General features: G+C 66.7%; 24 protein-coding genes and 1 pseudogene. 18 read left to right on the forward strand and 7 right to left on the reverse strand.

Features of this window, described 5'->3' with window-relative positions; genetic code table 11:
- The 3 genes from ACFWFP_RS08005 (at window position 1) to ACFWFP_RS08015 (ending at window position 3249) form a co-directional block, all read left to right on the forward strand.
- Window positions 1-786 (forward strand): universal stress protein, encoded by a 786-nt coding sequence (locus ACFWFP_RS08005; protein ID WP_379293963.1) that lies wholly within the window; start codon window positions 1-3, stop codon window positions 784-786.
- Between the two features lie 213 nt (window positions 787-999).
- Window positions 1000-2418: a hypothetical protein gene (locus ACFWFP_RS08010; protein ID WP_379293964.1), complete on the forward strand. Its 1419-nt coding sequence runs from the start codon at window positions 1000-1002 to the stop codon at window positions 2416-2418.
- 3 nt (window positions 2419-2421) lie between these two features.
- A complete protein-coding gene (locus tag ACFWFP_RS08015) occupies window positions 2422-3249 on the forward strand; it encodes an Abi-alpha family protein (RefSeq protein WP_379293965.1) in 828 nt (275 codons plus the stop codon).
- A gap of 5 nt (window positions 3250-3254) precedes the next feature.
- Here the strand turns inward: ACFWFP_RS08015 and ACFWFP_RS08020 are convergent, their stop codons facing one another.
- Window positions 3255-3911: an enoyl-CoA hydratase-related protein gene (locus ACFWFP_RS08020; RefSeq protein ID WP_379293966.1), complete on the reverse strand. Its 657-nt coding sequence runs from the start codon at window positions 3909-3911 to the stop codon at window positions 3255-3257.
- Window positions 3912-3926: 15 nt separating this feature from the next.
- Window positions 3927-4535, reverse strand: coding sequence for a TetR family transcriptional regulator (locus ACFWFP_RS08025; protein ID WP_379293968.1), 609 nt, complete (start codon window positions 4533-4535; stop codon window positions 3927-3929).
- A gap of 213 nt (window positions 4536-4748) precedes the next feature.
- On the opposite strand from ACFWFP_RS08025, the gene ACFWFP_RS08030 reads away from it, so the two are divergent.
- Entirely contained in the window at window positions 4749-5294 is a 546-nt protein-coding gene (locus ACFWFP_RS08030; RefSeq protein WP_378629092.1) for a TetR/AcrR family transcriptional regulator, read from the forward strand.
- A 46-nt stretch (window positions 5295-5340) separates the two neighbouring features.
- On the opposite strand, the gene ACFWFP_RS08035 is transcribed toward ACFWFP_RS08030, so the two are convergent.
- The gene (locus tag ACFWFP_RS08035; protein ID WP_379293969.1) at window positions 5341-7200 is read right to left on the reverse strand and encodes a Na+/H+ antiporter; all 1860 of its coding nucleotides are present in this window, start codon (window positions 7198-7200) and stop codon (window positions 5341-5343) included.
- A gap of 69 nt (window positions 7201-7269) precedes the next feature.
- Window positions 7270-8022 carry a histidine phosphatase family protein gene (locus ACFWFP_RS08040; protein WP_379293970.1) on the reverse strand — a complete coding sequence of 251 codons (753 nt, stop codon included), beginning with the start codon at window positions 8020-8022 and terminating at the stop codon, window positions 7270-7272.
- Window positions 8023-8171: 149 nt separating this feature from the next.
- Here ACFWFP_RS08040 and ACFWFP_RS08045 point away from each other — a divergent pair, with 149 nt between their 5' ends.
- Entirely contained in the window at window positions 8172-8903 is a 732-nt protein-coding gene (locus tag ACFWFP_RS08045; RefSeq protein ID WP_379293971.1) for a DsbA family oxidoreductase, read from the forward strand.
- Window positions 8904-8927: 24 nt separating this feature from the next.
- Here the strand turns inward: ACFWFP_RS08045 and ACFWFP_RS08050 are convergent, their stop codons facing one another.
- Window positions 8928-9977 (reverse strand): glucose 1-dehydrogenase, encoded by a 1050-nt coding sequence (locus ACFWFP_RS08050; protein WP_379293972.1) that lies wholly within the window; start codon window positions 9975-9977, stop codon window positions 8928-8930.
- A 307-nt stretch (window positions 9978-10284) separates the two neighbouring features.
- Between ACFWFP_RS08050 and ACFWFP_RS08055 the strand changes: the two genes are divergently transcribed.
- The 7 genes from ACFWFP_RS08055 (at window position 10285) to ACFWFP_RS08085 (ending at window position 15692) form a co-directional block, all read left to right on the forward strand.
- Window positions 10285-11073: a DUF1460 domain-containing protein gene (locus tag ACFWFP_RS08055; RefSeq protein ID WP_379293973.1), complete on the forward strand. Its 789-nt coding sequence runs from the start codon at window positions 10285-10287 to the stop codon at window positions 11071-11073.
- Window positions 11074-11094: 21 nt separating this feature from the next.
- Window positions 11095-11652: a cysteine hydrolase family protein gene (locus ACFWFP_RS08060; protein ID WP_379293974.1), complete on the forward strand. Its 558-nt coding sequence runs from the start codon at window positions 11095-11097 to the stop codon at window positions 11650-11652.
- Window positions 11653-11697: 45 nt separating this feature from the next.
- A complete protein-coding gene (locus ACFWFP_RS08065) occupies window positions 11698-11868 on the forward strand; it encodes a hypothetical protein (RefSeq protein ID WP_379293975.1) in 171 nt (56 codons plus the stop codon).
- Window positions 11865-12308 carry a helix-turn-helix transcriptional regulator gene (locus ACFWFP_RS08070; RefSeq protein ID WP_379293977.1) on the forward strand — a complete coding sequence of 148 codons (444 nt, stop codon included), beginning with the start codon at window positions 11865-11867 and terminating at the stop codon, window positions 12306-12308. Before ACFWFP_RS08065 ends, ACFWFP_RS08070 begins: the two co-directional genes overlap by 4 nt.
- Before the next feature lie 10 nt (window positions 12309-12318).
- On the forward strand, window positions 12319-12729 hold the full coding sequence (locus ACFWFP_RS08075) for a VOC family protein (protein WP_378629104.1): 411 nt from the start codon (window positions 12319-12321) through the stop codon (window positions 12727-12729).
- A gap of 55 nt (window positions 12730-12784) precedes the next feature.
- Window positions 12785-15166, forward strand: a complete 2382-nt coding sequence (locus tag ACFWFP_RS08080; protein ID WP_379293978.1) for an ATP-binding cassette domain-containing protein — start codon at window positions 12785-12787, stop codon at window positions 15164-15166.
- Between the two features lie 109 nt (window positions 15167-15275).
- Window positions 15276-15692, forward strand: a complete 417-nt coding sequence (locus ACFWFP_RS08085) for a GNAT family N-acetyltransferase (RefSeq protein ID WP_379293979.1) — start codon at window positions 15276-15278, stop codon at window positions 15690-15692.
- A gap of 63 nt (window positions 15693-15755) precedes the next feature.
- Here ACFWFP_RS08085 and ACFWFP_RS08090 read toward each other — a convergent pair whose 3' ends face one another.
- The gene (locus ACFWFP_RS08090; RefSeq protein WP_379293980.1) at window positions 15756-16658 is read right to left on the reverse strand and encodes an aminoglycoside phosphotransferase family protein; all 903 of its coding nucleotides are present in this window, start codon (window positions 16656-16658) and stop codon (window positions 15756-15758) included.
- A gap of 265 nt (window positions 16659-16923) precedes the next feature.
- On the opposite strand from ACFWFP_RS08090, the gene ACFWFP_RS08095 reads away from it, so the two are divergent.
- The gene (locus ACFWFP_RS08095; RefSeq protein WP_379293982.1) at window positions 16924-17727 is read left to right on the forward strand and encodes a carbonic anhydrase; all 804 of its coding nucleotides are present in this window, start codon (window positions 16924-16926) and stop codon (window positions 17725-17727) included.
- Window positions 17728-17742: 15 nt separating this feature from the next.
- Here ACFWFP_RS08095 and ACFWFP_RS08100 read toward each other — a convergent pair.
- Window positions 17743-17931: pseudogene (locus tag ACFWFP_RS08100) on the reverse strand (thioesterase family protein); the annotation flags it as partial.
- A gap of 18 nt (window positions 17932-17949) precedes the next feature.
- Between ACFWFP_RS08100 and ACFWFP_RS08105 the strand changes: the two are divergent.
- From ACFWFP_RS08105 to ACFWFP_RS08125, 5 genes are read left to right on the forward strand one after another with little or no spacing between them, the layout of a single operon-like run.
- Window positions 17950-18414, forward strand: coding sequence for a phytanoyl-CoA dioxygenase family protein (locus ACFWFP_RS08105; protein ID WP_379293983.1), 465 nt, complete (start codon window positions 17950-17952; stop codon window positions 18412-18414).
- Between the two features lie 2 nt (window positions 18415-18416).
- Window positions 18417-19631, forward strand: coding sequence for an MFS transporter (locus ACFWFP_RS08110; RefSeq protein ID WP_379293984.1), 1215 nt, complete (start codon window positions 18417-18419; stop codon window positions 19629-19631).
- 29 nt (window positions 19632-19660) lie between these two features.
- Entirely contained in the window at window positions 19661-20863 is a 1203-nt protein-coding gene (locus ACFWFP_RS08115) for an asparagine synthase-related protein (protein WP_379295104.1), read from the forward strand.
- Window positions 20864-20879: 16 nt separating this feature from the next.
- Window positions 20880-21272, forward strand: coding sequence for a hypothetical protein (locus tag ACFWFP_RS08120; protein ID WP_379293985.1), 393 nt, complete (start codon window positions 20880-20882; stop codon window positions 21270-21272).
- Window positions 21259-21468 carry a hypothetical protein gene (locus ACFWFP_RS08125; protein ID WP_379293987.1) on the forward strand — a complete coding sequence of 70 codons (210 nt, stop codon included), beginning with the start codon at window positions 21259-21261 and terminating at the stop codon, window positions 21466-21468. The genes ACFWFP_RS08120 and ACFWFP_RS08125 overlap by 14 nt, the downstream gene beginning before the upstream one ends.
- Window positions 21469-21493 lie beyond the last annotated feature (25 nt).

Genomic DNA, 21493 nt, shown 5'->3' on the forward strand with positions numbered 1-21493 from the left:
ATGGGTTGCTACCAGCGCGTCATCGTGGGAACCAACGGCTCGGAGGCCGCGCAGACGGCGGTAGCGGTGGCGGGGGAGTTCGCGGTGCGCCTCGGTGTCGCGGTCACCGCGGTGAGTGTGTGGAAGGACGCGGGGCGCAAGTCGGGCACCGACGCCGAATGGGCCGAAGCCAACACCCGCGCGGCCGCCGAAGCCCTGCTCGAAGCCGGCGTGACCGAGGTCGCTCGCACCGAACTCGACGGCACCGCAGGCGCGTTGCTGCTCGAGATCGCCGAACGCGAACCCGAGACCTTGCTCGTGATCGGTGGCGGCAGCCTGGGCAGCTCCAAGGCGCGACTGCTCGGCTCGACCGCCAATCACGTCTCCCACCACAGTCAGACCGACGTCGTGTTCACCAGCAAAGTCCCCAAACGCTGGACCACCATCGGGCTCACCACGGACGGATCGGCGAGTTCGCTGACCGCGGTCCATCGCGGCTACGCGCTCGCCCTCGCCCTGGGCGCGCGCCCGTTCCTGGTGACCTCCGCCAAGACCGACGACGACGGCGCCGACATCCTGATCGACGTCGAAGGCCGGATCTCGGTCGAGGACCCGGAACTGTTCGGCCGCGACATCCTCACCGGGGTCCCCCCGGCGGAGGCGATCTGCAATTCGGCCTGGAAATACGACCTCGTCGTGATCGGCAACCGTGGAATGAGCGGTCCCGCACGCCTGTTGGGCTCGGTGGCCAACAAGGTCACCCACGACATCGACACCAACCTGCTGCTGGTCAACACCACGCACTGAGTCTTCAGCCTACGAATCCACGTCGCGCCGCCGGTCTCGGTGCGATGGCGGCCGCACAGCATGTCCCGAGCCTGGCGAAAACGCCACGTCCGATCTTGATCCAGGGTTTGCTCCGGTTTAGCGGGTAACCGCCTAACTTGCCCGGACCGGGGAGTTCGGTCGCCTATGATGACCGTACGCGCGATGTTCGCCACACAACGGAGTGGACGCCGGATGAATGCTGGGATCGAGGCGGCGGGTTTCTTCGGCCTGCTCGACTGGGAGAAGACGACCGGTCTGAGCAAGTTCTGGGTCGACATGATCACCATCCCGATCTTCAGTGCCATGGCAGGCCTGATCACCAACTGGACCGGGGTGATCATGCTCTTCGCGCCGGTGCGGTTCACCGGCTTCTATGTGCCGGGCCTGAAGACGATCTTCCCGCTGCTGCCGCGCAAGGTGCAGATCCTGCCGACTTTCGCCCCCGGCGGCATCCTCGGCTTCCAAGGCTTCATTCCGGCCCGCTCGGAGAAGATGGCGAGCCTGATGGTCGACAACGCGGTCGCCAAGATCGGCACCGCCAAGGACTTCTTCGACCAGATGGATCCACGCAAGATCTCCGCGCAGGTCGCGCTGGTGGCGATGCCGAACGTGCGCTCGATGGTCGACTCGATCATGGTCGCCGAGCACCCGCGCCTGTGGGCCGACATGCCGCCGCGCGCACGCGAAGCGATCTACACACGGGTCGAGGCCGAACTGCCCGCGATCACCGATCGCGCGTTCGACTTCATCGGCGCGAACATCGACCAGCTCCTCGATGTGAAGCTGATGGTGGTGGGCTACCTGCGGCGCAGGCCCGAACTGCTCAAGGACGTCATCTACGGGCTCGGCGCCCCGGAATTGCGGTTCATGATCCGCAGTGGGGTGCTGGGGTTCCCGTTCGGGGTGATCGTGGCGCTGTGGTTGTCGTTGCTGCACTACAGCAATCCCCACGGCGACACCCCCGCGGTGATCTCACTGCCCGGCTGGCTCGACGATGTCCTGCATTTCCTGCCCGCGTGGGCGTGGGTGGTGGCCGGTGCCGCGACGGTGGGCGTGCTGGTCAACGTCATCGCGATCAAGGTGGTGTTCGAGCCCGCCGTGCCGCAACCGCGTTACCTGTATCCGTGGCGGGTCGCGAAATTTGCGAAACGGCAGTACCAGGCGGCGGCGGATCTGGGGCACGCGATCGGGTATCAGATCGTCACCCTCGACGTCGTCACCGAGCAATTGCTCGACGGGCCGAGCGGTGACAAGACCCGCGCGGTCATCGCCCATTTCCTCGAGGCGGAGATCGACCGGATCCTGGGCCCGCTGCGCTCGGTGACCCGGCTCGCGATCGGGCCACGCCACTTCGACGCCATCCAGGCCACCGCGGGCGCGAGCCTGGCCACCGAGATGAAGCCGTGGTTGGTCGAGGACGTCGAATTCTCCCAGACCACCGCGGCCAGCGTCGACCGGCTCGCCACCGAGAAACTGCGCGAACTACCGCCGGAGGAGTTCGTCGAAATGCTCTACACCGCCATCGAACAGGACGCCTGGCTGCTGTATCTGCACGGTGGCGTGCTCGGTGCCTTCATCGGTGCGCTGCACCTGCTGATCTTCGGAGTGTGAGCTATGGAGCCCAACCCTGATCGCGAACCCAGGATTCCCACCGATCTGCTCGGCCTGGCACGGATCGCGGGATTGTCGTTGCGCCACATCGTCGGCGCGGTGACCAAGGGCGCCGTGCACACCGCCACCGATCTCGTCGACGACCTCCGCTCCGGCGAACCGATCTCGCAGATCATCGACGAACGCGTGGATCTGTTCCGTCGCGCCGCGTTGAGCGCGCTCGGCCTGACCAGCACCGCCACCGGCGTCTACGGCCCGGCCGAAACCACGGTCGACGCCGACGATCTCAAGGCGATGGGCGACGCGATGATCACCGAGGGCTGGGACTCCGCGCAGCAACCACGTGAGCTGCACCCCTCATTCGTGCCGATCCTGCACGACCTGACACCCGACGAGGCCCGGATCCTGCGCTTCCTGGCCGTCGCCGGACCACAGCCGGCGATCGACATCCGGACCATGGCGCCGTTCGGGATCGGCTCGCAGCGACTGGCCGACGGTATCAACATGATCGCCGCCATGGCCGGGTGCGCGCTGCCCGACCGCGACCACCACTACCTGGGGAACCTCAGTCGCCTCGGGCTGGTCCGCTTCTCCACCGAACCGGTCGCCGACTTTCGCCGCTACGCGTTCCTGGAAGCGCAACCCCCGGCGCAGGCGGCCTACAAGTCGGTGAAGATGCGGGCCATCAGCTCCTACCGCAGCATCTACCTGACGGTGTTCGGAAAGCAGTTCTGCGACGCGTGTTTCGTGCTGGGCGACTACACCGGGGGCGGTTGGGCAGGCGATGACCGTGGCGACATCTACCTGGGCAAGGGCCCCCGGCTGCCCTGATCAGGTCAGTCCCGGTTGCGCAGCGCGTCGAGGACATCGGCGAACATCACGGATTTGATCGCCGTCATCGTGGTCTGGTCCTTGCCGCCCAGCGGCGCCACCAAAGCCAGTGCGGTATCGAGGACTTCGCTGTCCGCGGCGGTGGCGTCGACCAGGTCCAGTGCCAGTGCGTCGGTGCCACCGAAGCGGCGGGCCGTGGTCATGCTGGCCACGGCGGTCTTGGGGGTCGTCTTGGCTTGGATGAGCGCGGCCATGCCGTTGGTGAACGGGATGCGGATGTCGGCTTCGGGGAAGCAGAAGTAGCCGCGGTCGGCGCGCATCACCCGGTAGTCGTGCGCCATCGCCACCATCGCGCCCGCACCGAAGGCGTGTCCGCCGATCGCGGCGACCGTCGGCATGGGCAGGGTGAGGACCCGGGCGAACAGGGTGTGCACCGCGGCGACGTATTCGGCGGCCCGGTCACCGTTGGCCGAGAGCCAGTCCAGGTCCAGACCGTTGGAGTAGATCTTGCCGGTCGCGGTGGTCACCAGCGCGGACGCGCCCTCGGCGACGACTGCGTCGAGGTGGGTGTTCATCTCGTCGAGGAAGTCGGGGGAGAAGCGGTTCTCGCCGTCGCCGAGGTCGAGCACGGCGATCGAATCGTGGTGGCGCAGTGTGGGCATGGGATTGATTCCTTTTCAGTGGGGACCGAGGTCGAGGACGGCACGCACGGCAGCACGCAGCTGTGCGCGGGCCAGGGGGTCGGTGAGCCGGTCGCGGCGCAGCAGCAGCGCGGTGGGCAGGTCTACGAGGCAGGTGGTGACGGTGGCGACGCCGCGCCGGTCGGCGCGACCCCACAGGGCGCGCGCGAGCCGGTTGAGCGCGGCGACGAGCGCCTTCTCGGTGTCGGCGATCTCCTGGGCCAGCGCGGGCGCGATGTCGCCGGCGAGCAGTTCGGCGCGGTCGACGATCAGGAGCAGGCGCGCGGAATCGGGATGGGTTTCGGCCAGTCGCGCCGGGGCCTCGGCGGCGTCGAGGACTGCCTCGATGCGGGTCTCGGGGTCGGGTGCGGTGACGGCGCGCTCGATGTCGGCCGACTGGAGGGCGAGGAATCGGTGCGCGGCGCGTAACCACGTGCGCGCCAGGACAACCTGGCGGGACTGAAATGTGTGATAGAGCGCGCCATTGGATACTCCGGTAGCGGCGGCGACCGCGCGCACCGTGACAGCGGCGGGTCCGGCGCCTGCTGCCAGCTTTTCGGCGGCGTCCAGAACGGTCTCCGGGTCGTGGGTACGCGGTCTCGGCATGAACAAAAGTTTACAGAGCGTCTGCTCTGCTATTCCATCCGGATGCGCTTTTGGGCCTCTGTGCACGTATTTCCTTCCGGCACTTGACATTTCGGTGTTCCTTCGGCCCTGTAGAGCACAGCGTAGACAACGTTATGTATGCGCGAGGGCTCGATACGATGGGGTACTGTTCGGATTCTTCGGCCCTGCCCGCACGAACAGAACGGCATCGCGATGTCCCGAGTGGTCACCAAGGAGCAGTACTTCGACACCGCGGTGGCGGTGCTCGCCGAGTTCGGTTTCAAAGGTCTCAACATCGGGGTGCTGTGCCGTCGCCTCGGCGTCACCAGCGGCTCGTTCTATCACCACTTCGGCTCCTGGCAGGGCTTCGTCGACACCCTGCTCGAACACTGGGAGAACCGTCAGATGGTCGAGCTACGCGCGCTCGACGTCGGCCACGGTGACGCCGACGCCGACGTGCGCGCCATGTCGGTGCTCGCCAGCGGACTCGAACACGGCGCCGAAGCCGCGCTGCGCGCCTGGGCGGCCAACGACGAATCGGTACACGTCACCGTCAAACGAGTCGACGAGTCGCGTCGGCGCACCGTGCACCGCGTCATCGACGGCGTCGTCGACGACACTGCCACCGCCACCGTCGTCACCGAATTCGGCATGGCCATGATCATCGGCTACCAACAGCTCGCCGCCGCAGGCGAATCCACCGAACTCGACCATTTGCTCGCCGAGTACGCCCGCCTGATCTACTCCCACCGCGGCTGACGACCACGCCGACGAGACGACCGGATCCCGGTCTCACTTCCGTGATCTAGCCGAGCAGTTGGTCGACGTAGCACCACCGCCAGGCTTCCCCCGGCTCCACACTGCGCATCACCGGGTGCGCCGAGTCCCGGAAATGGGCGCTCGCGTGATCACCGATCGACGACTCGCAGCAGCCGATGTTCCCGCAGGCGGTGCACATTCGCAGATGCACCCAGCGCATGCCCTCGTCCAGACAGGTCTGGCACACCAACTCAGCCGCCGGCGGCTGCGCTGGTGTCGGCGCCTCGTCCAGATGGGCGCACCCCACCGCACCGGCGGCGGTCGACAGCGGTTCGGCGCGGCGCTCGTCGTCGCTCTCGTCGAACCGGTCGATCATCGACTCCTCGAGGTCGAGCCGGGCCAGCACATGCTGGAGCACTTCGTAATCCGCCGCGCCCGCGTCGCGAACCTTCAGCACCGCATCGCGTTCGGCGCCCAGCATCGCCAGCCGTAGCCGCCGGTACTCCGCGGTCGGTGTCACCAGTTCGGCCTCCGGGCGGCCCAGTCGCTCCCAGGCGGCGTTGGAGCGCCAGATCAGCCGCTGCCGCAGCGATTCGATCACCGGTTCGGGGGTGTCCGGTCCGATCCGGCGGTCGAGCTCGGCCAGGCCTGCGGTCGAAGCCTGTTGCAGCAGATCGGCTTTCGCGAGCGCATCCTCCTCGCGACTGGGTCCGCGCAACCGCAGCAACCGCACCAGCCACGGCAACGAGCTGCCCTGCACCAGCAGGGTGCCGCCGACCACCACCAGGGCGAGCAGTTCCAGCACCGGCAACTGCGGGGTCGAGTCGGGCAGCAACAACACCGCCGCCAAGGTCACCACCCCGCGCATGCCCGCCCACGAGACCACCGCCGCATGACTCAACGGTTCGGTCGCGCGCCCGAACAGCCTGGCCACCAACACCGGTGTGAACACCCACACCGGGCGCGCCAGCATGACCGCGGCCAGCACGCCCACCGCCGCGACGGCGAGTGTGCCGTGATCCAACCCGCTGTGCCAGGCGGCCTCGACGATCCAGCGCACCTGCAACCCGATGATCAAGAACACCGCGCTCTCCAGAATGAACTGGATGGTGCGCCAATTGGTGCGCTCGGCGACCCGCGAGGCCGCGCCCTGCCACCGTTGCGCGCCGTGGCCCAGGATCATCCCGCACGTCACGACCGCGATCACGCCCGAGGCGTGGAAGTGCTCGGCGGGCAGATACGCCACGAACGGGGCGAGCAGCGAAACAGACGTATCCAGCACCGGATCGGTGATCCGCCTGCGCACCATCATCAATGCCACCGCCACCACGGCCCCGATGACACCGCCACCGACAGCGGCGAGCAGGAAATCGCCCCCGATCTGCCACGCGGTCACCGCACCGGCCATCGCCGCGATCGCCGAACGCAACGCCACCAGCGCGGTCGCGTCGTTGAACAGCGACTCGTCCTCGAGCACCGTCACGATGCTGCGCGGCATCCCCGTGCGTCGGGCCACCGCGGTCGCCGCCACGGCATCCGGGGGAGCGACGACCGCACCCAACGCGACCGCGGCCGCGAACGGCACCGGCAGCAACCACCACACCACCAACGCCACCGCGAACGTGCTGAACAGCACCAATCCCACCGACAGTGACGCGATGGTGCGCAGGTTGTCCTTGAAATCGACCAGTGACGTGCGCAGCGCGGCGGTGTAGAGCAGTGGCGGCAGCAACCCCAGCAGCACCACCTCCGGCTCGAGGTGCACCTGCGGCACCATCGGCAGATACGACGCGGCCACCCCGGCCAACGTCAGCACCAGCGGTTCCGACACCCCGAATCGCCGCGCCAGCGCCGCCAGCGCGGTCGCCGAGCCGATGAGGACAACCAGACCGATCGCGACATCCACTCGCGCATTGTCCCACCCACGGACCCATCGGTCCGTTGACGCCGCCCACGACAGCGGCGCCAGTGGGTGCTATCCCGTTTCCGCGTCCATCGCGAGGTGGTCGACCGAGCCCCACACGCGCAATGCCAGTCGGGGGCCCTCACGCCGCCACTGCGACACCGACGCGTTGGGCACCGGCTCGAGCGAATCCGGTACCGGCGCACCGAGTCCGTCGAGGATGTAGCGCAACGACACCACCACCGCGTCGTGGGTCACCACCAGTACCTGCTCGCCCGCGGCCACCACATCGAGCTCGTCGAGGAAACTGCGCACCCGCAACGCCACATCGGCCAGCGATTCCCCGCCCGGCGGCCGGTACACCCAGTTGCCGACCAGCTCACGACGCAGCCCCTCCTCGGGTGCGCGGCGCCGAATCGCCCGATACGGATGCAGTTCGAACACCCCCATCTCCCGATCGCGCAAACGTTCGTCGACCAGGGTGCGGATCGGGCGCAGGTGCCGGTTGCGGGTGGCGGCGGCCTCGGCCATCACCGCCCAGGTGACCCTGGTGCGCAGGTAGGGGGAGCAGACCACCAGCGTGGGTCGCTGCGTGCTCGCCAACCCGGCCAGCCAGTCGCCGAGACATTCCGCCTGCCACTGCCCGTGGGCGGTCAGTTCCACCGCGGAATCGGTACCCCGCATCGGCCGCTGCTCGGTCGCCGGGTCGGAGAACCACGCATTGGCCTCGCTCTGCGCGTGCCGCACCGCCCACAACCCGCCCAGCGCGCGCGGCGCCACCAATCCTTCGGGCACCTGCACCCACCCCTTCCGCTCGAACTCCATCGATGCCCTTCGTGCTCGTCCCGTCGTGCCCGGACGCGCCAGGGAATAGCGGCCTCGTTGCCGGCGTTACATTCCCCGAATTCGAACGCCTGTCCAGAACTGTCCGGCGGACCACCGCCGCACCCCTCGATGCGCCGCAGGAGGCCCGCTTGTCCACCAGAGTAGAGATCTGGACCGACATCAATTGCCCATTCTGCTATCTGGGCAAAGCCCGCTTCGAAGAAGCGCTGGCCGGCTTCGCGCACCGAGACGACGTCGAGGTGGTGCACCGGTCCTTCGAACTCGATCCGACACTGCCGGCCGGCTCCACACGCCCGGTGATTCCGGCGATCGCCGAGAAATACGGCATCACCGTCGACCAGGCCGCCGCGAACGAACGCGGCATCGGAGCCCAGGCCGCGGCGATCGGCCTGCCCTACCGAACCGCGGGCCGCGACTCCGGCAACAGCTTCGATATGCACCGGCTCCTGCACTATGCCCTCGACCAGGGCGAACAGGAAGCCATGCTCGACGCGCTCTACGCGGGCAACTTCGCCGAGCCCGAGCCCGTCTTCGGCGACACCGAACGCCTCGTGGGCTTGGCCGTGCGCGCGGGTCTGGACGAGAACTCGGTGCGCGCGGTGCTGGCCGACCCCGACGCCTACGCCGACGCGGTCCGCCGCGACGAAGCCGAAGCCGCCGCGCTCGGTGCCACCGGTGTCCCGTTCTTCGTCTTCGACGGCAAGTACGCGGTTTCGGGAGCCCAACCTCCCGAAACGTTCACCCGGGCGCTGAACACCGCCTGGAACGACCGACCTGCCCCTCAGCTCATCGCCGACGGCGACAGCTGCGGTCCCGACGGCTGCGCGGTCCCCACGGCCGAATCCGCGGTGGCCGACTGACCACCGGCGGCCCGCTTCGGCGAGTCAGGCCAGATCGATGACGACCTTGATGTCGGACCCACCCGGATCGAACGCCTCGAGCGCCTTCTCCAGCGGCAGCCGCCGGGTGATGAGGCCCTCCAGCCACGAGTTGTCCGCTGTGGCCAGCGCTTCGGCGCCCTGTTCGTAGTGGTGGCGGTTCGCGTTCACCGAACCGAACACCACCGCGTTGCCGAGCACGATATTGCGGTTCAATCCGCCCACATCGACATCGGTGTCGACACCGGGGGTCGACACCCCGGTCAGGCAGACGATCACGCCGGGGTGGTCGATCTCCATCGCCTGCAACGCCACCGCGGGCGCACCGGTCGCCTCGATCACGATGTCGGGGCGGATCTCTTGCGCGGCGGCGGCCGCCGTCCCGGTGTGGAACGTGCCGCCCAACGCCTCGACCAGCTCTTCTTTCGTTCCGCCGCTGGCCCGGTCGAGGACGTGCACGTCCAGGCCGCGTTGCTGCCCCAGCAGGGCCGCCAGCAAACCGATCGGCCCGGCGCCGGTGACCAGGACCGTGCGCGGATCGAACCAGGCGCGGTTGTTGATCTTCTCGATCTGATCCCATGCCTTGGCGACCACGGTCGTCGGCTCCAGCAACACCCCGACTTTCTCCAGCGCCGGATCGAGCCGCACCGCGAAGTCCTCGCGCACCACCCAGGACGTCGACCCGTACCCGTCGATCTCCTTGATCCCACGCTCGACATACATCCCGTTGCGGCACATGTCCCATTGGCCGCGCGCGCACGCCCCGCACGGCACCGGATCCGGCCTGCGCACGATCCCGACGACGAGGTCACCGGGGGCGAACGCGCTGCCTTCGGGCGCGGTCTTCACCCGGCCCAGAGATTCGTGCCCGAGCACCATCTGCGACTTGCCCGGCGGTAGCCAGCCGTAGTCGCCCTGCGCGATATCGCGGTCGGTGCCGCAGATGCCCAGCGAGATCCCATCGACGAGCAGTTCGCCGGGACCGACGACCGGGTCGGGCACATCCTCCACCCGCAACGATTGCTTCTGCAGGGGAACCACTGTCAACGCACGCATTTCGGCATCCCTTCCGCCCGGACGGGCCAACGGTCGACGTCTGCACGAACCACATCCACGACACTCGGGGTCAGCAATCCCATCGCGAACTCACCGCGAACACGGACCACCTGCGACAACGGTACGCGAACAACCCATCTCTCGGTCGATACGAGAGCATTCGCGAACAGTGGGCATCGATGACGGTCCGAGGTCACACTCCTCCATCATCGCGGCGCCGGGAACCCTGAGTCGTCAATCGTGTCGGCCTACTCGGCTACGGTGGACACCGCTCGGACCGATCGACCCGTGGCCAGCTGGAGGCGTCTTGCGCATCATCGTCCGGATCATGCTCGTGCTCGCCGCGCTCGTGTGCGCGCTCGCACCGGCCTCGGCCGCACCGTCCGTCGACGACGCCTCCGCACGCAAGATCGACGAACTCCTCACCGTGCGCGCCGAATCGGGCGGTCTGGGCCGTGGCGAAATCATCGAACGACTGTCCGCGCGGCTGCTCGGCACCCCGTACGGCGCGAACATGCTGATCGGTTCGGCCACCGAACCCGAACAGCTCGTCGCGGATCTGCGCCGGGTCGACTGCTTCACCTACCTCGACTACATCGACGCCGCCTCCCGCTCCAGCACCCGCGACGAGTTCTTCACCCACCTGGTCAGCACTCGCTACATCGACGGTCGCGTCGAATTCGCCCAGCGCAAGCACTTTTTCACCGACTGGGCCACCCGCGAACGGCTCGCCGCCACCGATGTCACCGCGAGTCTGAGTCCCGCCGCCGTGAACACCACCAAGCACCTCAACGCGAAAGCCGACGGCAGCACCTACCTGCCGGGTGTCGCCGTGGTCGACCGTGCTGTCACCCACATTCCCGCGGCCGCCGTCGACGGGGGAGTTCGGGCAGCCCTTCGCACCGGCGACTTCCTCGGCGCCTACACCCCGGAGGCAGGTCTCGACGTGACCCACGTCGGCATCATCGTCCAAACCCCCACCGGCCCGGTATTCCGCAACGCCTCCTCGCTGGCGGCGCACAACCAGGTCGTCGACACCCCCTTGACCGAGTATCTCCAGACCGTCCCGGGCGTCGTCGTCCTTCGCCCACTCTGACCGCCGCCGAGGAGATTCGCCATGACCACGCTGCCCGACCGCCCGAACACCGCACTGCTCGTCGTCGACGTGCAGAACGGCGTCGTCGACGAAGCACCTCGCCGCGACGAGGTCGTCGCGAACATCAACGCCCTCGTCGACCGGGCCCGCATCGCCGATGTCGCGATCATCTGGATCCAGCACTCCTCCGAGGACCTGGTCGAACACAGCGACCTGTGGCACTACGTCCCCGAACTCACCCGCACCGACACCGAACCGCTGGTCCACAAACGCTACGGGGACTCCTTCGAGGACACCGAGCTCGAGGGGCTCCTCGCGGCGGTAGGCGCAGGCCACCTGGTCGTCACGGGCGCGGAATCGGACGCCTGCGTTCGCTCGACCATCCACGGCGCGTTCGTGCGCGGTTACGACGTCACCCTCGTCGCCGACGCCCACACCACCGGCGACAAGACCCGGTGGGGCGCACCGAAACCCGAAGACGTCATCGCCCACACGAACCTGTATTGGCAATTCCAGCAGGCACCCGGCCGCACCGCGACCGTCCGCTCGACCGGCGAGCTCGACTTCACGTCGACCTGAACAACCACGGTGGTGCGCCCGTACGGTTTTGACCTGTCCCCGCACATGATCGAGATCGCCCGCACCCGCGCCGCCCTCGACACGGTCCTGGACTGCGACGCCGAGGACTTCCGCACCTGCCCCCACTTCCGCGCCGAACTCGCCGGAGTCCTGCACACCCGGACCGACCCGCCAGTGTCGAGAACACCGTCCGACGTGGGACGATCGGCTGTGTGACCGCCACACCCGCGAAGCCACAGCACCTGCGCGACCTCGTGCTGCTGCGTCGTGTGCGCGACCGCATCGACCGCGAATACGCCCAGCCACTCGACGTCGAGGCCCTCGCCCGCGGCGTCCACATGTCGGCCGGGCACCTCAGCCGGCAATTCCGCCTCGCCTACGGGGAATCGCCGTACTCCTACCTGATGACCCGCCGCATCGAACGGGCCATGGCGTTGCTGCGCCGCGGCGACCTGAACGTCACCGAGGTGTGTTTCGCGGTCGGCTCGTCCTCGCTGGGCACCTTCAGCACCCGCTTCACCGAACTCGTCGGCGTGCCGCCCAGCGTCTACAAACAGCAACAGGACGAACAGACCGCGGGCATGCCGTCGTGCGTGGTCAAGAAGGTGACCAGACCGATCAGGAATCGAGAAGCTTCCGCTCCGGCCGACAATTAGCGTGGTCGGCATGAACCTCACCATTCACTCGAGCTACCTGCCGCAGGACGACCCCGATGCCGCCCTCGCCTTCTACCGCGACACGCTCGGCTTCGAGGTGCGCAACGATGTGGGCTACAACGGGCTGCGCTGGATCACCGTCGGCCCCACCGGCCAGCCCGACACCTCGATCGTGCTGCATCCCCCGGCCGCCGATCCCGGCCTCACCGACGACGAACGTCGCGTCATCAGCGAGATGATGGCCAAAGGCACCTACGCCGGCGTCAACCTCGCCACCGACGACCTCGACGGTCTGTTCGAAAAGCTGCAGGCCGGCGACATCGAGATCGTCCAGGAACCCACCGATCAGCCCTACGGTGTCCGCGACTGCGCCTTTCGCGACCCCGCCGGAAATATGGTCCGCATCCAGCAGACCAAGTAAGCCACCGCGCCGGTAGATTCGATGTCCGGCGATGTCGACTGATCGAGGGAGACCCATGAGCACGGCCAAGAAGACCGGCACCACCATAGAGCCGGCCGACAGCCACGATGTGATCCGCGTGCACGGCGCGCGGGTGAACAACCTGCGCGATGTGAGCATCGAGATCCCCAAGCGCAGGCTGACGGTCTTCACGGGCGTGTCCGGATCCGGCAAGAGCTCCCTGGTCTTCGGCACCATCGCTGCCGAATCGCAGCGGCTGATCAACGAGACCTACAGCGCGTTCGTGCAGGGCTTCATGCCCAGCCAGGCCCGCCCCGACGTCGACGTGCTCGAGGGCCTGACCACCGCCATCCTCGTCGACCAGTCCCGGCTGGGCGCCGACCCGCGGTCCACCGTCGGCACCGTCACCGACGCCAACGCGATGCTGCGGATCCTGTTCAGCCGCCTCGGCGACCCGCACATCGGGTCCTCTCAGGCGTTCTCGTTCAACGTCGCCTCGATCAGCGGCGCCGGTGCGGTCGAGGTCGAGAAGAACGGTGTCACCGTCAAGGAACGCCGCAGCTTCGCCATCACCGGTGGCATGTGTCCCACCTGTGAGGGCAAAGGCCAGATCAACGACATCGACCTCACCGAGCTCTACGACGAGAACCTCTCGCTCGACGAGGGCCCGTTCAAGATCCCCGGCTACAGCATGGACGGCTGGATGGGCCGCATCTTCAAGGGTTCCGGCTTCTTCGACCCGGCGAAGCCGATCAAGAAGTACACCAAAAAACAGCTCGCCGACCTGCTGTACAAGGAACCGACCAAGGTCAAGGTCGAGGGCATCAACCTCACCTACGAAGGTCTCATCCCCAAACTGCGCAAGTCGATGCTGTCCAAGGACATCGATGCGCTGCAACCGCATGTGCGCGCCTTCGTCGAACGCGCCGTCACCTTCGGCACCTGCCCCGACTGTGCGGGCACCCGGCTGTCCGCCGCGGCCCGCTCGTCGAAGATCAACGGCATCAGCATCGCCGACGCCTGCGCCATGCAGATCACCGATCTCGCCGAGTGGGTCAAGGAGGTCGACGACCCGTCGGTGGCGCCGCTGCTGGAATCGCTGCGCCAGACCCTGGACTCGTTCGTCGAGATCGGCCTGGGCTACCTGTCGCTGTCGCGTCCCTCGGGCACCCTGTCCGGCGGTGAAGCCCAGCGCGTCAAGATGATTCGCCACCTCGGCTCCTCGCTCACCGACGTCACCTATGTCTTCGACGAGCCCACCGCGGGCCTGCACCCGCACGATATCCAGCGGATGAACGACCTGCTGCTGCGGTTGCGCGACAAGGGCAACACCGTGCTCGTCGTCGAGCACAAGCCCGAAACTATCGTTATCGCCGACCACATCGTCGACCTCGGTCCCGCCGCCGGGTCCAAGGGCGGCACCATCTGCTTCGAAGGCAGCGTCGACGGGCTGCGCGCCAGCGACACCGTCACCGGCCGCCACTTCGACGACCGCGCCGCGGTCAAGGACTCGGTGCGCAAGCCGACCGGCGCCTTGCAGATTCGCGGTGCCACCGCCAACAACCTCGACAAGGTCGACGTCGACATCCCCCTCGGCATCCTGGTGGCGATCACCGGCGTCGCGGGCTCGGGCAAGAGCTCGCTCGTGCACGGCTCGATCCCGATCGACGAAGGCGTCATCTCCGTCGACCAGGCCCCGATCAAGGGCTCACGTCGCAGCAACCCCGCCACCTACACCGGTCTGCTCGACCACATTCGCAAAGCGTTCGCCAAGGCCACCGGCGCCAAACCCGCCATGTTCAGCGCCAATTCCGAGGGCGCCTGCCCGAACTGCAACGGTGCGGGCGTGGTTTACACCGACCTGGCGATGATGGCCGGCGTGTCGACTGTGTGTGAGGTGTGTGAGGGCAAACGCTTCATGGCCGAAGTCCTCGAATACACCTTCGCGGGCAAGAACATCAGCGAAGTGCTCTCGATGCCCGTCGACGAGGCCCGCGAGTTCTTCGGCGACGGCGAAGCCCGCACCCCCGCCGCTCACAAGATCCTCACCCACCTCACCGAGGTCGGCCTCGGCTACCTCACCATCGGCCAGCCGCTGACCACCCTGTCCGGCGGCGAACGCCAGCGCCTCAAGCTCGCCACCCACATGTCCGACAAGGGCGGGGTCTACATCCTCGACGAACCGACCACCGGCCTGCACCTGGCCGACGTCGAACAGCTCCTCGGCCTGCTCGACCGGCTCGTCGAATCCGGCAAGTCCGTCATCGTCGTCGAACACCATCAGGCAGTGATGGCTCACGCCGACTGGATCATCGACCTCGGCCCCGGCGCGGGCCACGACGGCGGCCACATCGTCTTCGAAGGCACCCCCGCCGACCTCGTCGAGGCGCGCTCCACCCTCACGGGCGAACACCTGGCCACTTACGTCGGCGCCTGAGATTCGCTCGGCCGGGCTCGGTGTGAGCCCGGCCGAGCAGCGCACCTCGGGGGCAGGGGCGATGTCTTCCTCTCCCGGTGCGCGCAACCGTTTCACCTATCCTGGACCGATGCTCGAGATCTCTACCCATCCCGCCGCCGTCGACCTCGATTGGCTCCACCACCACCTGTCCACCGACGCCTACTGGGCTCTCGGTCGCAGTCGTGAGCGCGTGCAGCGCCTCGTCGAGAACTCGCTGCCCTACAGCGTGTTCCGCGACGGCTCCCAGATCGCCTTCGCCCGCCTGGTCACCGACCGCACCACCTTCGCCTGGCTCGCCGACGTCTACGTCGACCGTTCCCACCGCGGACAGGGTGTCGGCAAGCACCTGCTCGATCGCATCATGGCCGACGCGGACCACTGGGGCCTGCGCCGCATGGCCCTCGCAACCGGCGACGCCCACGACCTCTACCGGGCCTACGGCTTCACCCCACACCCGAAACCGGATCAGTGGATGGAAAAGAACTGGCCGTCCAACCCCGCCTGAACCGTTCGGTTCCGAGCCGACGAACAGGCTTTCCGCCCACCCGATGACCGCCGTGACCTCACCTCACATCAGGATCTCGGCCAGCTGATCGGTCGCTCGGATCAACCAGTCGGGATCGCCGTGACGCCGGCCCCAGAGCGCAGCTCTGACCGCACGCGTCTGCGCCCACCGACGAGCACGATCACGGTCGATCTCCGCCGCCTCGCAGTACAAGTCCAGTCCGCGACGAATGCCGGCCGCCGGGGCAGGTGTGAACAGCAGTGGAGCGAACCGATAGCTGCGGATGACGGTGATCGTGTCGTACGCGCGATCGCCGACGTATCCCTTGGGATCGATCGCGAGCCAGGGCTCACGCTCGCCCGCCATCACATTCGCATCATGGAGGTCACCGTGGACGAGGGTCTGTGGCTGATATGAATCGAGGTCACGCAACGTCTCGATGGCAGCGTCCAGCACACGACGGGGGAGTAGAGCGCCCAGTTCGGCGGCGGTCGTTCGGATCTCGTCGGGCCACTCGGCTACCAGCTCGCTCACACGCGGCAGTCCCGCCGGAGCCTCGATGGCCAGGCGACGCGACAGTTGCCCGAGTATGCCGACAGCCTCGTCGAAGTCGGTGACCTCGGCCAGCGTGCCGCGCCCCGTCCGCTCGAGCAGCATCGCGAACCGTTCGTCGTCGCGTGCGAACAATCGCACCGCACCCCGCCCATTCCAGGTGGCGAAAGCATCGGGCTCGAAAACATTGCCCGGGTGCGGGAACGAGATCTTCACGACCGCAGGCGGCAGATCCCATCGCCGCACCGGCAGCACGATCCCCACATTGCCGTGCGTGACCGGCCCATCCGGCACACACGACCACTGCTCCAGCACCTCATTCATCAAACACGGCAGCCCCGCGATCCACGCCCGCCCCGATTCCCCTTCACGACTGATCGTTTCGCGAGCGAACCCCTGCGGAATGTCGATCATGATCCGACCCTAAGGTGGGCGGCCGGTCGAGGCCACTGCCGGTGTGATGTATCTCGTCGCATTCCGGGCTGGTCTGCGTGGTGGTGGCCGGCATAGCCTGAGACCCCCGCGCGTAGCCGAAAACGTCTGCACTGGAACACTATTCGGTGCAAATCGGACAGGTTTGGTTCGGTTGACGGCTCGCTGAGTTCGGCATGCGCGCACTGCCGTCCCGGGATGCGTTGTGTACTCGGGCAGACGGCAGAATCTCGCAAGGAGCTGCACCGTGCCGGTTCGACGTAATGACCTCAGCCCCGTGATGACCCGTCGTGGGGCGCTCGCCGCGCTGGCCTTGCTCGGCGTCGCCGGATGCGGGGGTTCCGTCGTGGCCACGACCGGTGCACCGCACTGGGATTACAACAACGCCGAAGGGCCTGACCACTGGGCCGATCTGGACCGCGGTTACGCGACATGCCGAGTCGGCCACGCCCAATCACCGATCGACCTGGACAGCCCCACCGAACTGCACCCGTCCGATCACATCGAGATCGACTATCGCCCGATTTCCTCGGTGAGCCTGCTGAACAACGGGCACACGATTCAAGCGGCCGTACCGGCGGACTCCGGAAACCGCGTCGTCATCGACGGAACTCCTTTCACCCTGACCCAGTTCCACTTTCATCTGCCCAGCGAACACACCGTCGACGGCAACGAAACCGCCATGGAACTGCATTTCGTCCATACCGCCGCATCGGGCCGCCTGGCTGTTGTCGCCGTGCTGCTTCACGCGCAACCCGATCCCGCCCCGCTGAGTCGCATCCTCACCGCGCCACCGCACCGCTCAGGCCTCACCCGAGCCGTCACCACCGTCGACCCCCGCGAGTACCTCCCCGCCAACCTCGCCCAATTCCGCTACCAGGGCTCGCTGACCACGCCACCATGCACCGAAGGCGTCGAATGGATCGTGCTACGTCACCCCGCCCCGGTGGCGACTCCCGACGTCGACGATTACCGCGCCCTGTTCCCGCACAGCAACCGGCCCACCCAACCGCGCAACGGCCGCCCGGTAGTCCTCGCCGGACCCAACTGAGCCCGGCACGGGCGTCTAATCCTGGGGTTGCGGACGGAGGGTGAGAATCTGTTCGGCGACGCCCACCGGGCCGCGTATATCGTGCAGAACAGTGCTTGTCAAGCCCTGTCCGGTGTGACCGAAGGTGACGGTCGTGTCGAGACCGGTCCATTCGCCTTCGGGTTGTCGATAGAGGTGGACGGTCAGATCGAGGTTGGGGAACCCGCGATCGGCAGCCCGGCAATGCCTGTCAACGCCCAGTTGATCGTCAAGGGCCCCCATGAACGTGACGCGTTGGCCTGGCATTTCGATCCCGATCCGCCGGGGCGGCCTCGCCCGCGCTATGACTACGTCATAGCGATCTATCTCGAGGACTCGACCGCTGGCAATGGGGCAGTGCAGATCATGCCCGGCTCTCACCGGTGGAGTATCAACCGACGCATTGATTGGCTGCACCGGCACCAACACACTGCCTGCGGGGACCCAATTGACGGAGCGGTCGAGATCGTGTGTCCGAGCGGGACGATCTGTCTACACGAACGTGGAATCTTGCACGGGTCACCACCCAACAGCACCGCCGCCCAGCGTCGCACCATCTACCTGCACTACCGCAGCACTGAATTCCTCTGTGCCACCAGGGGAGCGGGCTATGTTGACAAGCTGTCCGCCTCGCTGGCACTGCTCCCGACGCTGGACGTGGTGCACTGAAGATGAACCGGCTGACTATCTGGGTCATCGCTGGTGCCAGCGGCATCTCGACTCTGGGCAACACTGCACTGTTCACTGGTGTCGTCTGGATTTTCGTGCACGGGCACGGCGACGTCCGCACTGCGGGATTCATGCTTGCCGTTTGCGGCGCGATCGCCGTGCTGCTGTCACCTGGAGTCGGGGTGCTGCTTGACGGTCCTCGAGGGATTGGGCTGGTTCTGCTCGCCGACTTCGGAGCATGCATGGTTCTCTCCGTGCTTGTCCTGGTCGACCGCGATTTCGGATTGACCACTCTGTGGATAGCGATGGTGACCACTGCCCTTGGCGGTATGGCCTACGGTCCAGGATTGCAGATGTTGATCGGGCGACTCGTTCCCGCCGACCGACGCCGTCACGCGAATGCCAAGATGCACACCGCCATTCGCATCGCCTTGATCGCCGGTCCGCTAGTCGGTGGCACGGTTGTGTCACTGGGCGGGCAGCGTGGACTCCTGGCGTTCGACGCCGCCACGTTCCTGTTGTCGGGCATCGCCCTCACTGTCGTGTGTTTCCGCCCCGAGGACCGCGAGTACCTGCGTCGCAATCGAGACATGGAATCGGTCGGGTTCGGCGACAGCCTCCGCTTCATGATCGGCAACAGGATCATTCGATGGGTGCTGATCGTCGGCGCAACAGTGAACATGCTGACCTCAGGGTTTGCGCTCCTGCTGCCAGTGCTCGCAGAACGCAACGCCGGCTCCGGGGTGAGTTACGGCTTGCTGTACTCCACCTACCAGGGCGGCCTGTTGCTGATCGCCGTCGCGCTGAGTAGCGAGCGAACCTCTCGCCTGGCCGCGGCCAAGGACTCCCTGGCCGTGGCGGGATCGCTGACGCTCTTCGCGGCAGGATTCCTCGCCGCGGTGATGGTCTCCGACCTGTGGCTGCTGGGAGCATCGGTGTTCTTGGTCGGGGTCGGACTCAGTGCGACATCACTGTTCGCCGACACGAAATTCCTGGTCAGCGTGCCCGAACAGATGCAGGGCAGGGTGTTCTCGGTCGCGAACTCAGTTCTGGGTAGCTTGCGCCCGGCCGGCAGCGCAATCGGTGGTGTGCTCGCCGGTATTTCCGTGCTCGTGATGGGGGGCATTGCCGCGACTGCAGCTATCGGCTGCGCTGTGTTTCTAGCCTCGCATAAGCCGCTTGATACCAAACCAACTGTGCAGGAGGCACATCGATGAGCACCATCTCCTATTCTGGGGCTACGCATATGCACCGTAGCGCGGGCAGCACGACCGTGCAGACCGCAGTGCTCGGCGGGCGGCCTCTCTACGCCCGGTTCCACGACACTGACGGCTGGCATATATCGGAGTCGCTGCGAACCGTCATCGGGTCAGAGGCTCCCACTCTCGACGCCGATCGTGTGGCGAGACTGCGGTCTCTGCCGTTGTCGGACTGGCCCGATGGGCTGGCGTCTTTCCTGCGTGAGGTGGTCGTGCTGGAGCCCGACGCGACCTATCATTTCGACGACGGCAACCCTGTCTGCGACGTCGAACCCCACCGTCACACGTGGGCCGAGAGTCCGCCGCTGACCCCCGCCACACTCCTCGAGCACATAACGGCGGTCCTCGATCAGGCCGCGATACGACAGCAACCGCCCTTGCTGCTCCTCTCAGGTGGCCTCGACAGCGCCCTACTCGCAGTGGTGATGGCCGAACAGGGCATCGTCTTCGACGCGGTCTGTGTATTCGACGGGCACAACGCTGACGACGTCGACTATGCCACCGCACTCGCTACCGAACTCGACCTGTCCTTCACCGTGCACGAGTTTGACTACGACGCGTTCTTGGCCGGGTTGCCGAAGTCTGTAGCAGCTTTCAGCGATCCGCGACCGGATCTTTTCCTCGCTTCCGGCTTGGTCGACTGTCTAGCGAGTATCGGACCCGATACTTATCGCACGGTGATCGGAGGCGAGCCCGCCGACGCTCTGCTCGGCGGGCTGCGTACCCAAGTGACCGCCCCCCACAACGCCGCCCGCGACACCTCCGAGCTGCGGCACTACGCACCCAGATCCCGCGAGATATCGCGATTCTGGAGCAGAGCAGCAACATCGTCGGCGCGGGCGCCTGCTGCCCATATGCTGACCTCTCACTGGCCGCGGCGGCGTTGTCGACGCCATGGTCGACCCTTCTCGATGCCGACCGCGCCCTGTATCCGACCGGTGAGCTCGGCGGGCCGGGCTACAAGATTCTCCAAGCCGCCGCAGCAGACCTGCTGCACAGTACGCAACTGCGCAAAATCGCCAAGCGCACCAAACGCGGGCTTCCGTCATTCAAGCGTTGACGGAGGTGATGTCTGTGCTCATCGGCCAATCCGAGGAAATCACTGTCACACACGCGACGAACAAGGAGTCCACCGTACTCACCGGTGGCAGTCGCTATCTTCGTTTCGATCCCGGACATCCTCACGCTGAACCGGAAATTCGCGAGGTGCAGACCGCTCTCATGGCGGAATCTGGCCTGTCCCGACTCGGCAGTCAGCTGGCGAGCGACCTTGTTCCGGTCGTTGGTTCCGTGCTCGGCACACGCGCCGAATTCAACCGCTGTTACTTCCTGGCGTATCGCCCCGGTGACTACATCGCAGCACACGACGACAAACAGACAGGTAATCGGATCAACCTGCAGATCCCGGTTCCGCTTGGATGCCGTTCGTGCATTCGCATCCTCGACGAGGGCACTGGCTTGCTGGAGATGAAGGAAGATATCGCAGGCCAACTGAGATTCCTCGGGCCGGCCGTGTGGCACGACGTACCACCCTTCGTTGCAGACCAGAGCGCGATTCGATTCAACTTCATGCTCAGGTATCGCTATGGGAACGACTGATCACACCGAACGTGAGGTCGTCGACCGCGGTGTCGCGTCAGGTGAGCTGGACTGCCCGGACCCCGCCGTGGCGCTGCACTGTCTGCACGGGATCCTCAATCATGCCTCGATCTGGCTCCGCCCCGCCGCGGACCCGGAGGGGCGAACGCGTGAGGCCGTTGTCGACGAATCCATGCGGCTGTTCATCCGAGCCTGAAGCCTGGTCGGCCACATGTGGTTCG

Origin of the sequence: Nocardia sp. NPDC060249 (assembly GCF_042728755.1) — a bacterium.
Taxonomy (GTDB): domain Bacteria; phylum Actinomycetota; class Actinomycetes; order Mycobacteriales; family Mycobacteriaceae; genus Nocardia.

Bases quoted from the DNA above. Each gene is read 5' to 3' on its own strand.
- ACFWFP_RS08025 (WP_379293968.1), bottom strand. From the start codon at position 4,535: ATGCCGAGACCGCGTACCCACGACCCGGAGACCGTTCTGGACGCCGCC.
- ACFWFP_RS08050 (WP_379293972.1), bottom strand. From the start codon at position 9,977: ATGCGTGCGTTGACAGTGGTTCCCCTGCAGAAGCAATCGTTGCGGGTG.
- ACFWFP_RS08020 (WP_379293966.1), bottom strand. From the start codon at position 3,911: ATGCCCACACTGCGCCACCACGATTCGATCGCCGTGCTCGACCTCGGC.
- ACFWFP_RS08065 (WP_379293975.1), top strand. From the start codon at position 11,698: ATGATCGAGATCGCCCGCACCCGCGCCGCCCTCGACACGGTCCTGGAC.
- ACFWFP_RS08085 (WP_379293979.1), top strand. From the start codon at position 15,276: ATGCTCGAGATCTCTACCCATCCCGCCGCCGTCGACCTCGATTGGCTC.
- ACFWFP_RS08030 (WP_378629092.1), top strand. From the start codon at position 4,749: ATGTCCCGAGTGGTCACCAAGGAGCAGTACTTCGACACCGCGGTGGCG.
- ACFWFP_RS08075 (WP_378629104.1), top strand. From the start codon at position 12,319: ATGAACCTCACCATTCACTCGAGCTACCTGCCGCAGGACGACCCCGAT.
- ACFWFP_RS08010 (WP_379293964.1), top strand. From the start codon at position 1,000: ATGAATGCTGGGATCGAGGCGGCGGGTTTCTTCGGCCTGCTCGACTGG.
- ACFWFP_RS08080 (WP_379293978.1), top strand. From the start codon at position 12,785: ATGAGCACGGCCAAGAAGACCGGCACCACCATAGAGCCGGCCGACAGC.
- ACFWFP_RS08060 (WP_379293974.1), top strand. From the start codon at position 11,095: ATGACCACGCTGCCCGACCGCCCGAACACCGCACTGCTCGTCGTCGAC.
- ACFWFP_RS08015 (WP_379293965.1), top strand. From the start codon at position 2,422: ATGGAGCCCAACCCTGATCGCGAACCCAGGATTCCCACCGATCTGCTC.
- ACFWFP_RS08005 (WP_379293963.1), top strand. From the start codon at position 1: ATGGGTTGCTACCAGCGCGTCATCGTGGGAACCAACGGCTCGGAGGCC.
- ACFWFP_RS08110 (WP_379293984.1), top strand. From the start codon at position 18,417: ATGAACCGGCTGACTATCTGGGTCATCGCTGGTGCCAGCGGCATCTCG.
- ACFWFP_RS08105 (WP_379293983.1), top strand. From the start codon at position 17,950: ATGCCTGTCAACGCCCAGTTGATCGTCAAGGGCCCCCATGAACGTGAC.
- ACFWFP_RS08040 (WP_379293970.1), bottom strand. From the start codon at position 8,022: ATGGAGTTCGAGCGGAAGGGGTGGGTGCAGGTGCCCGAAGGATTGGTG.
- ACFWFP_RS08125 (WP_379293987.1), top strand. From the start codon at position 21,259: ATGGGAACGACTGATCACACCGAACGTGAGGTCGTCGACCGCGGTGTC.
- ACFWFP_RS08115 (WP_379295104.1), top strand. From the start codon at position 19,661: ATGCACCGTAGCGCGGGCAGCACGACCGTGCAGACCGCAGTGCTCGGC.
- ACFWFP_RS08090 (WP_379293980.1), bottom strand. From the start codon at position 16,658: ATGATCGACATTCCGCAGGGGTTCGCTCGCGAAACGATCAGTCGTGAA.